The sequence below is a fragment of the Paraflavitalea soli genome, assembly GCF_003555545.1.
GTDB lineage: Bacteria > Bacteroidota > Bacteroidia > Chitinophagales > Chitinophagaceae > Paraflavitalea > Paraflavitalea soli.
In genome coordinates this window covers 883272-894015 of the sequence record NZ_CP032157.1, presented here as the reverse complement: position 1 = coordinate 894015, position 10744 = coordinate 883272, and the positions used below count along the sequence as shown (strand labels likewise).

The following is a 10744-nucleotide window of genomic DNA, read 5'->3' as shown; positions in this document are numbered from 1 at the left end:
AACTAAATTTAGATTTATGGCTTTAGAATTCACCGACGCGAACTTCCAGGAGAAGGTGATCGCTTCCGATAAATTGACCGTGGTAGACTTTTGGGCTGAGTGGTGTGGACCTTGCCGTGCAATTGGGCCAGTTATTGAAGACCTCTCTAAAGAATATACCGGTAAGATCAATGTGGGTAAAGTGAACGTAGATCACAATCCGCAGATATCTGTTAATTACGGTATCACCTCTATCCCTGCTATCCTTTTCATCAAAGGTGGCAAAGTGGTAGACAAGCTGGTAGGCGCCCAACCGAAAGCAAACTTCGTAAAGAAGATCGAGCAGCACATCTAAGTGTAGCCGTCACCTATATAACTAAAAGCGACTCCGCGCAGGCGGGGTCGCTTTTTTAATGCCCTTATAGCTCTTTTAATATATGTATCTGCCAGAGCATCACGGCCGCACAGATGGCATTATTTATTGTATATCAAACACTTGCACCATCCCCCGATTTTAGCTATCCTTGTATGTTAGCACTTAAAACCCTAAACAAATCCATTATTTATGAAAGGCATTCGCCTGTTCTCCCTCCTTGTATTGCTTTTTGCAGTACTCTATGCCTGTCAAAAGACAGATAGCGGCACAGGTTCCGGCCACCAGGCCGAATTTGTAAGAGTTACCCTCTCCGGCCGCGTGACTGATGAAAACAGGCAGCCTGTAACCGGTGCAAAAGTTACGGCCGGTTCCACTATCATCGCCACTGATGCAGATGGATACTTTAGCCTCCGCAATATATATGTTGACCAAAATGCGACCCTGGTAAAGGTGGAAAAAGCCGGCTACTTTACCGGTACTAAAACCATTATTTCCGAAGTTGAAAAGAATAACCCAGTCGCAATTGAACTAATACCCAAAACCGTAGCCGGTGTCATCAACGGCGCCAGTGGCGGCGAAGTGACCGTACCGGCAGCCGGCGGTTCCATTCGCCTGCAGCCGGATGGCGTCATAGATCCCCAAAGCAATAAACCATATACCGGTGCAGTAACTGTAAGCGCTTATTTTATTGATCCTTCCGCGGAGAATTTCCGGCAGATCATGCCCGGTACCCTGCGGGGCATCACCACCAATAATGATGAAACAGGCCTGCAGTCATTTGGTATGATGGCCGTGGAATTGAATGGCGCAGGTGGTGAAAAGCTGCAAATTGCGTCCGGCAAAAAAGCTACCCTGCATTTCTCCATACCCGAAGCACTGAGAGGTCAGGCCCCGGCTACTATTCCCCTGTGGAGTCTCGATGAGAACACCGGATTGTGGAAAGAAGAAGGCCAGGCAACCCGGCAGGGCAATGACTATGTAGGTGAAGTAAGCCACTTCTCCTATTGGAACTGCGACGCCCCCTTTCCCATCGTCAACTTTACCGTAACCGTACATGACCAGCAGGGACAACCTGTCGCAGGTGGAGAAGTCGTTATCTCTTCCAATGCGACCGACACCATCAGTATTTCGGCGAGTGGCCATACCAACGCAGAAGGAATTGTAAAAGGCACTTTGCCTGCCAACCGCAACCTGACCCTGAAAGTATATGACAAGTGCCGCAACCTGTTAACCACTAAAAACATTGGCCCGTTCAGTACATCGACCGATCTTGGAACTATTGTCGCCAATATACAAACGGGCAAGGTGACCATTTCCGGTTCAGTGATCAATTGTAATAATGTGCCGCTTGCCAATGGATATGTATTGGCAGAGATTGAAAACGTTTATTATAGTATACCGGTTACCAATGGCAGCTTCAGCCAAACCATCAGCCGATGTGGAACAGCACCAGCCAGTGCCACACTGAAGGCATATGATATAACTGGCAATTCCGCTGGAACAGCGGTAGGTCTTACCATTAACGGCAACACCCTTAATGCCGGACAACTAAGCTCTTGTGGCACCGCCTTGAATGCCTATATCAATTACACAGTCGACGGCGCCAGTATTTATGTTGCCCCGCCGGGAGATACCATAATAACCGTCAACACCGGCTCAAACATAACGCTCATCGGTTCATTCCCGAAAAACGATACGACCAAAATACATATCATATTCCAGATGTCGGGTGAACGCCGTGCGGGCACCAATCACAATGTGAGTATCATATATGCCTATAAGGGAGAGCAGGAATACACACGCAACGGTGTTGTCACGGCCGCCATTACAGAATATGGAGCGGGCGTAGGAGAATATATCGCCGGCGCCTTTTCAGGTACGGTCATCGATAGCCTTCGAAACCGGATCGTGCCCGTTCAGTGTAATTTCAGGGTGCGGATAACAGAAAAACGGTAATCATAATTTTCAAGTGGTTATTTCGTTATAAAACTCAATGCTTATCCAATTTTTATGAAAATACAACGCCTCGTAATGCTAACTGCCACCCTGTTGGCTACCTGCATTTACCTGAGCTGTCAAAAGACAGCATCACCCGACCTCCCTGAACCTGGTCCCGGACATGTGCCGGAATATGTAACAGCCAGCATCAGTGGCCGGGTAACCGACGATCAGCGCCTGCCTGTAAGCGGAGCCACGGTAAAGGCCGGCAGCGCCACCACTACCACAGACGTTAATGGCGCGTTCACCTTTAGCAATATCAACATCGATAAGACAGCCGGCCTGGTGAAAGTAGAAAAAGAAGGATTCTTTACAGGCCTCAGGACCCTGGTCCTTACACCCGGCAAGGACAATAAAGCTGTTATAGAACTATTAAAGAAAACCGTCACCGGCACGATCAACGGTTCATCCGGCGGTACAGTAACCTTGCCAACAGCCAGCGGCTCCATCGTTTTCGAAGCCAATAGTTTTCTAAATACCGCCAACCATGCCGGTTATACAGGTACCGTATCCGTAAGTGCGTATTTTATCAATCCGGCAGCAGACAACTTTCAAAACATCATACCAGGCGCCTTGCGCGGAATAGACGCCAATAACAACGAAACAGGTCTGCAATCTTTTGGGATGATGGCAGTGGAGTTGACCGGCACCAATGGAGAAAAGCTGCAACTGGCAGGTGGCAAAAAAGCTGTTCTTCATTTCCCTATCCCCACATCCCTACAGGCCCAGGCCCCTGCTACCATTCCCTTGTGGAGCCTGAATGACTCTACAGGTTTATGGAAGGAAGAAGGAACTGCTACCAAACAAGGAACAGAGTACGTGGGCAATGTAAGTCACTTTTCCTTCTGGAACTGTGATGCCCCTTTTTCCATTGTAGATTTTACCGCCACCCTTAAGACTCAGCAGGGTACTCCGCTGGTCAACAGCCGGGTGGTCATCAGCGGCGCCGGGGCAGATAGTTTACTATCAGGCTACGGTTATACCAATGGCGATGGCGTAGTGGGCGGCAAGATCCCTTCCAATCGCAACCTCACGCTGAAAGTTTATGATAATTGCAACAGGTTATTGCTTACAAAGAATGTAGGCCCTTTCAGCTCAACCGCCAATCTGGGTGTTGTAACAGTTACTTCTGCTGCTACCGAAGCAACGATCTCCGGAACCGTGATCAACTGTAATGCTGCTGCCGTTACCAATGGCTATGTAACCATCAGCCTGGAAGGAATGCACTACCGGACCAACCTGGTCAATGGAGCTTTTGGTCTCACCATCGTCCGTTGCTCCAATGAGGCTACTACAGCTACCGTGATACCTTATGATATTACCGGCAACCAGGCCGGCACGCCTGCCTCCATTCCCATTGCAGGCGCTGCCATCAATACCGGTCAGTTAACAGCCTGCGGTACATCCCTGACCCAATTCGTCAAATATACCATCAATGGTACCAGCTATAGCTATGCGGGAGCTGATTCATTAATAGCCCATCGTACCCAGAGCGGACAAACATTAATATCCGGCTTCAGGATAAATAGTGGCTTTGAATCGACTGTAGACATGGTTTTTGCAGGTGAAGCCGCCCCGGGCACCTATCCACTGAGTCGCATTTTCATTCGTGAACCGGGTGCTTTCTACGTCATAAGCGGCAATATTAACGTTACCGTCACAGAATACGTTAATACCGCTGGCGGGTATGTTGCCGGCAGTTTTACCGGGAACATTAAGGACAGCCTTAGCTCAAACATATCACCCATCAATTGTAGTTTCCGGGTTAAGAAATATAATTAACCAGTATTTATTGAAGGGGTATTGCAAACGCTGCCAAGCTTTGCAATACCCCTTTTTATGCGATTTATCCTTATATTGCCCAATCTTTTCATTTAACCAAACTAAGGCATGAATCCCATCCTGGTCAATCTTTCCCGCGGCGCCCTGGGAATGTCCTTCCTGATCCTCGTCTGTTACGTGTTGAGCAACAACCGGCGGGCCATCAACTGGAAACTGGTGGGTATGGGACTTTTTGCCCAGGTAATGTTTGCCATGGGCGTATTGCATACTACCGTCTTTGGCCAGCCTGTTTTCTGGCTTTTGTTTGGTGCCATTCTCGCCTACACCATCTTTAATAAATTCAACCGCGTCCGGAATAAGGTCGAAGGCAATCATATTGCCTATGATACCACCAACCTGCTGCTCGTGCTCATCTGGCAGGTTATCCTGGTAGTAGGCCTCATCCTGGCCCCCAGCCTGTTTGGTAAATGGTCCAGCCTCTCCATTTTCCTGAGCTGTATAGCCCTGCTCATATTGATCTTCAGGATCGGTAAAAAGTATGGGGAGTTGATGAAATGGTCCATCCTGCTCTCCTGCGTGATCCTCACTGCTGCTGTGTACACCCAGGTTTGTGATCCACAAATCTTTAAGATCATCCTGCAGTCCGTGTCCAATGTATTTGTATCCCTGATCAATATCAGCCACAAAGGGACGGAGTTCATGTTTGGCAACCTGGCCGACGCCAACCAAAGCTGGGCTTATGTATTTGCCATCCAGGTGTTGCCCAATATTATTTTCTTTGCTGCCCTGTCTTCTATTTTGTATTACCTGGGCGTACTGCAGGTAGTCGTATATGTGTTTGCTTACCTGCTCAATAAATTGAAGATCTCAGGTGCCGAAAGCCTCTCTACTGCAGCCAATATCTTCCTGGGCCAAACCGAAGCCCCCCTGATGATCCGTCCCTACCTCGACAAAATGACCCGCTCCGAGATACTCTGTATCATGGTGGGTGGCATGGCCAATACAGCTGGCAGTGTACTGGCAGCCTATGTAGGTTTCCTGGGAGGTACCGATATCGATCAACAACACTACTTTGCACTTCATATGCTGAGTCAGTCCATCATGAGTGCACCCGCCGCTATCGTTTGTTCTAAAATACTCTTCCCGCAAACAGACGAGCACATGGTATCCAAAGACCTCACCGTGCCCAAAGAAAAGCTGGGAGACAACTTTCTCGATGCCTTGTCCCTGGGTACTACCGATGGGTTGAAACTGGCCGTGAATGTAGGTGCCATGCTCATTGTATTTACAGCCCTGATGTATGTGGTAAATGGACTGATGGGATGGGTAGGTGGCATTACCCACCTGAATGAAGAAATAGCCGTCTCCACAGGCGGACGATACCAGGAATTATCCCTGCAAATGATATTGGGTTATATCTTTTCTCCCGTGGCCTGGCTCATCGGTGTGCCAAGCGCCGATATGGTGCCCATCGGGCAGTTATTGGGCGAAAAAACCATCCTGAATGAGTTTGTAGCCTATATTTCCCTGGGACAGATGAAAGCCGGCAACGTGATCCAGGATCCTAAATCCCTGCTGATCGCCACTTATGCCCTTTGCGGATTTGCCAATTTTGCGTCCATTGGCATCCAGATCGGGGGTATTAGCCAATTGGCCCCCAACCAGCGCAAAAACCTCACAGAATTGGGCGTAAAAGCCCTTATAGGCGGCACCATCGCCTGCCTCATGTGCGGCTGTATTGCCGGGGCCCTGATGTAAGGGTATTTTGCAGTCCTTTCAAACAATATTATCCCACTGATTGTTAGTGCCGTAGTGTAACTTTGCATACCACTCACCGTAAAGGCATCTGAAAACTATGAGTATCTCAATCCAGCAGGTTATTGCCGCCCAACCCGATGCGGCCCTCCGCACAATCGCCCAAAAGATCATTGCCCGCGAACGCATTACCCCCGAAGACGGTGTATTGCTGTTTGAAAGGGCCGATGCCCCCTTTGTGGGCGCCCTGGCCAATTTTGTACGCGAACGCCTGCATGGTAATAAAACCTATTTCAACCGCAACTTCCATATAGAGCCCACCAATGTATGTGTGTTTGCCTGTAAGTTCTGCTCCTACTCCCGTCTGTACGCCCACCGCGAAGAAGGCTGGGAACTGACGACCGATCAAATGCTCAATATTGTAAAAGGATATGATGGCAAGCCCGTAACTGAGGTCCATATTGTAGGCGGCGTGCACCCCAAACTTACGTTGGAATTCTTTGCCGACCTGCTGCGCAAGATCAAAGCCCATCGCCCGGACCTGCACATCAAAGGCTTTACACCCGTAGAACTGGATTACATGTTCCGCAAAGCGAAGAAAAGCGTGGAAGAAGGAATGGCTTACTTACATGAAGCCGGACTGGATTCTTTACCTGGCGGCGGCGCGGAGATCTTTCATCCCGAAATACGTCAGCAGATATGCGATGATAAAGTAGATGGTGATGGCTGGCTTAAGATCCATGAAGTAGCCCACAACCTGGGTATGCATACCAATGCGACCATGCTGTACGGACACATTGAAAAATACTGGCACCGCGTAGACCATATGGAACGCCTGCGCCAGCTGCAGGATAAGACCGGTGGCTTCAATACCTTCATCCCTCTCAAGTTCCGCAACAAGCAGAACGAGATGAGCAATGTGTCAGAATCTTCCATTATTGAAGACATGCGCATGTATGCCATTGCCAGACTGTATATGGATAATTTCCAGCACCTGAAAGCCTATTGGCCCATGCTGGGAAGACAAAGTGCTCAATTGACTCTTTCGTTTGGGGTGAATGATATTGACGGCACCATCGACGATTCTACCAAAATATACTCCATGGCTGGCTCCGAAGAGCAAACTCCTGCCATGAGCACGGCCCAACTGGTAACGCTCATTAAGCAGGTAAAACGCCAGCCCGTTGAGCGCGACACACTCTACCATGAATTGAGGGATTATTCAGAGATCGACATCAAGGAGATTGAAGTAAATCCGCTGTTGAATTAAGTTGGGATAAGATGGCAATTGATCATCGGTAACCAAGGCGCTTGAACAGGCCGTAGGATTTGAAGAGCCTCATAATACCTGCTATTACAATGCCCCATTCGATCAGCAACATGCCCATCCCTGTTTGCTGTACAAAGCGGTAAGAAGTAATAATGAATAAGACACTGCCCATTATAAGGGCCAATCCTGTAGTGAGCTTAACCTGCGCCTCTTTTTTCGACGCGCAATCGCTGTGCGCAAAAGTGAGTATGGCCCTGGCATAATCGATACTGATGCCTTCGCGGCAAAGCTCCTCCAGAATATATTCGTCGGTATAGCGGGACTCCACCAATCGGGAGGCCTTACTGTGAAGGGTTCTTATCTGAATGTCCGGGTTGGGTACTTTCTCCATAGCCTTTTAATAACGTAAAAAACGTCATTATATTGGTTCCAGCACCCAGGTTTCACGTCCCTGCATCCATTCCCGCACCTCGCTTTCCGCTACCGTCCGGCTAATGAGGCCAAGCGAGCTCAACGAGGAATAATCAATATCTATGCGGCGCCGGATGGCAAAATGGCAACTGGTAAAAAACGCTTCAGCCTCCTCATAATTTTCAAACTTATTTTCCTCTATCCGGTGTTCTTTCAGGAACTGCGTGAGGTGCTCATCAAAAGCTTCCTGCGGATGATCCAGCAACCGGCTCATATCTCTTTTGATATATACATCGCCCGTAACCCAATAACCGCCCCGCTCCTTCAACAGGCGGTGGATGGTAGCGCAAAGCTGTCTCTTTTCAGCCGTATCCAGGTACACCAGCAATCCTTCATTGACGATCGTTACCGGTCCTGCCGGCAATAGCCCGGCCACCTTATCAAACTGTTCTTCATCCATCGCATTGAGCGGTTCTATATACAGCTTTCCCTGCAACGCGTGAAGATCTTTTTCCTGGATCAACCTGTTGACCAGGTTATTTTTATTGCTGATGAATTCAGGAAGGTCCGTATCGATATAGGTTACCTTTTTATGCAACACCATGTAGAGACCCCGGCAGGAAAAACCGGAAGACAATTCCAGTATATTTTGAGGATTGATATCAGCCAGCGCCAGGTCGATCGTCTTGTACCGGTTTTCAAAGTGGATGACACGGCCTAATAATACCCGGGAACGTTTTTCCCGGGCCGATTGCATAAAGGCTTCCAGATCGCCTACCATCGCGGCAGTGTCCCTGGCAAAGGGAATATCCGTCAGCGCTTTCATCATGAGCAAAGCGCCCGCAGAAGGGCTGATGGTATTGAAGTCACGTTCTCCGGACATATGACGCAAATGTTAGTACACTAAATTTACGCAAATTGCAGGTTGCATTCAGGAATCACCCTTCCTTGTCATTTCAACCTCACTCCTTGCCATTTCAACCTCACTCCTTGTTATTTCAACCACACCCCTTGTCATTTCGACCGCAGGGAGAAATCCGCTATCGAAGCAAATGATCCGAAGCAAACGTATTGCCGATTACCGATTCACGATTGCCGATTGCCGACCTCAACATTCCGGCAAACTGATCGGAATATGCACCGCCAATCCACCTTCCGCCGTTTCCTTGTATTTAAAGCTCATGTCCTTAGCCGTATCCCACATTGTTTTGATCACATTGTCCAGGGATACTTTGGCAAAATCGGGTGTACTTTGAAGTGCCAGTTGCGAGGCCGTGATCGCTTTGATAGCTCCCATGGTATTGCGTTCGATGCAAGGTATTTGAACCAGTCCGCCGATGGGATCGCAGGTAAGTCCCAGGTGGTGCTCCATGGCAATTTCGGCAGCCATCAGCGCCTGGCGTTGTGTGCCGCCCATCGCTTCTGTCAAACCAGCCGCCGCCATAGCAGAAGATACCCCGATCTCTGCCTGGCAACCTCCCATCGCCGCAGAAATGGTGGCTCCCTTTTTAAAGATGCTGCCTATTTCAGCAGCCGTGAGCATGAACTGGAGTATTTTATCTTCCTTGTAACCATCACAAAAAGCTACATAGTATTGAAGTACCGCCGGTATTACCCCTGCTGCGCCATTGGTAGGTGCTGTGACCACACGCCCGAAAGAAGCATTTTCTTCATTTACTGCCAGGGCAAAACAACTTACCCAATCGAGCGTATATTTAAAATGATGCCCTCCATCACGAATGGCCTGCAGCCAGGTATCATAATCCGTATAGGATCTTCCTTCCAGCAGCTTTGTATTGAGATCGGCGGCGCGGCGTGTTACATTCAGTCCACCGGGCAGCATACCCCGGGTATTGCAGCCACGAAAGATGCATTCTTTCATCACCCGCCAGATGTTCAACATACCTAGCCGCGTGTCCTGTTCCGGGCGCCAGCTATGCTCATTTTCCATGACCACTTCACTGATGCTAAGGCCCGTTTTGCGGCACCAATGCAGCAGGTCATCCGCTTTATCAATGGGAAATGGCAACTGCACGGCAGCAGCACCGCCCGCCACCTTTTCCTCTTCTCTCTTTACAAATCCCCCCCCTATCGAATACCAGGTTTCTGCTACCGAATCACCATTGTGAAAAGCAGCCAGGAAGGTCAGCGCATTGGGGTGATAAGGCAAAGATTCCGTCATGAGGAATTCGATATCTTCAGCCGGATCGAAGTCTATTTCATGTTTACCATGCAGCAGCAGCTTCTTCATGGTCTTGATATCCTCCATTTTGGCATCGATCAGGTGCACATCGAAGGTTACCGGATCATCACCACTCAGGCCCAGTAGTACCGCAATGTCCGTACCATGGCCTTTCCCTGTTTTGGCCAGGGAGCCATAAAGCAATACACGTACCGCTGCCACATTAAACAGCTGACCTTTATCTTCCAGGGATTGTAAAAACCGTTGAGCTGCTCTCCAGGGACCAAGTGTATGCGAACTGGAGGGCCCCACTCCTATCTTAAACATGTCGAATACAGAAATAGCTTCGTGCGGCAAGGAATTATATTTTGGCAAAGGTAGGAAGAAAAGCCGTTAGCTAATAGCTGTTAGTATTAAGGTGCCAGTAGTTAGCCTTTAGTTAACAGTCGGGGCTCAAAGGCTCGTTGCTCGCAGCTCATAGCTCGCAGCTTTTCTACAGGACTTCGTATAAAGTAATATCGTAGAACAAGATGGAATTGGGGGGAACCACCTCTGTATTCCCTACTTTCTTGCCATCGCGACCATAGGCCAGGGAAGGAGGTATCCAGATCTTTATTTTGCCGCCGGCCTTGATCAGCGGAAGTGCAATGCGCCAGCCTTCCAGCATTAATTTCAGGTTAAGTACCATATGGTCATCCCGCTCCACCTCTGTGCCGTTGGTCAGTTTGCCCGTAAACCCCACTTTGATGGAAGAACAAATAGCCGGATTAATGCCCGTGCCTTCCTGTATGACCTGGTAATAAACGCCGCTGGAATGCTTGGTAGCATTGATCCCATTGGCTGCCAGGTAATCCGCCACGGCCTTTTGCTCCGTACCCGGTGCTGTAATATCCCGTGGCACACAATCATTCTTATCCTTAAAACAATTGGCCAGCAGGAGTGCTACACAAAACAGGCACAAGGCTATTTTCCGCATGGATTGTTTTTTGCA

Annotated in this window: 9 protein-coding genes; 5 read left to right on the top strand and 4 right to left on the bottom strand. The window is 49.0% G+C overall.

What is annotated here, in order from left to right; all coding sequences use genetic code 11:
- Positions 1-16 precede the first annotated feature (16 nt).
- From trxA to mqnE, 5 genes are all read left to right on the top strand, one after another.
- A complete protein-coding gene (gene trxA / locus D3H65_RS03430; RefSeq protein ID WP_119048916.1) occupies positions 17-334 on the top strand; it encodes a thioredoxin in 318 nt (105 codons plus the stop codon).
- 210 nt (positions 335-544) lie between these two features.
- Entirely contained in the window at positions 545-2311 is a 1767-nt protein-coding gene (locus D3H65_RS03425) for a carboxypeptidase regulatory-like domain-containing protein (RefSeq protein ID WP_119048915.1), read from the top strand.
- A gap of 54 nt (positions 2312-2365) precedes the next feature.
- Positions 2366-4135 (top strand): carboxypeptidase-like regulatory domain-containing protein, encoded by a 1770-nt coding sequence (locus tag D3H65_RS03420; protein WP_119048914.1) that lies wholly within the window; start codon positions 2366-2368, stop codon positions 4133-4135.
- A gap of 108 nt (positions 4136-4243) precedes the next feature.
- Positions 4244-5893 carry a NupC/NupG family nucleoside CNT transporter gene (locus D3H65_RS03415; RefSeq protein ID WP_119048913.1) on the top strand — a complete coding sequence of 550 codons (1650 nt, stop codon included), beginning with the start codon at positions 4244-4246 and terminating at the stop codon, positions 5891-5893.
- Between the two features lie 97 nt (positions 5894-5990).
- Positions 5991-7160, top strand: coding sequence for an aminofutalosine synthase MqnE (gene mqnE, locus D3H65_RS03410; RefSeq protein WP_119048912.1), 1170 nt, complete (start codon positions 5991-5993; stop codon positions 7158-7160).
- Between the two features lie 22 nt (positions 7161-7182).
- Here mqnE and D3H65_RS03405 read toward each other — a convergent pair whose 3' ends face one another.
- The 4 genes from D3H65_RS03405 to D3H65_RS03390 all read right to left on the bottom strand — a co-directional run bounded on the left by D3H65_RS03405 (position 7183) and on the right by D3H65_RS03390 (position 10729).
- Entirely contained in the window at positions 7183-7551 is a 369-nt protein-coding gene (locus tag D3H65_RS03405) for a hypothetical protein (RefSeq protein ID WP_119048911.1), read from the bottom strand.
- A gap of 27 nt (positions 7552-7578) precedes the next feature.
- Positions 7579-8454: a hypothetical protein gene (locus D3H65_RS03400; protein WP_119048910.1), complete on the bottom strand. Its 876-nt coding sequence runs from the start codon at positions 8452-8454 to the stop codon at positions 7579-7581.
- Positions 8455-8679: 225 nt separating this feature from the next.
- The gene (locus tag D3H65_RS03395; RefSeq protein WP_119048909.1) at positions 8680-10110 is read right to left on the bottom strand and encodes an L-serine ammonia-lyase; all 1431 of its coding nucleotides are present in this window, start codon (positions 10108-10110) and stop codon (positions 8680-8682) included.
- Positions 10111-10246: 136 nt separating this feature from the next.
- Positions 10247-10729 (bottom strand): FKBP-type peptidyl-prolyl cis-trans isomerase, encoded by a 483-nt coding sequence (locus tag D3H65_RS03390; RefSeq protein ID WP_119048908.1) that lies wholly within the window; start codon positions 10727-10729, stop codon positions 10247-10249.
- Positions 10730-10744: the final 15 nt, after the last annotated feature.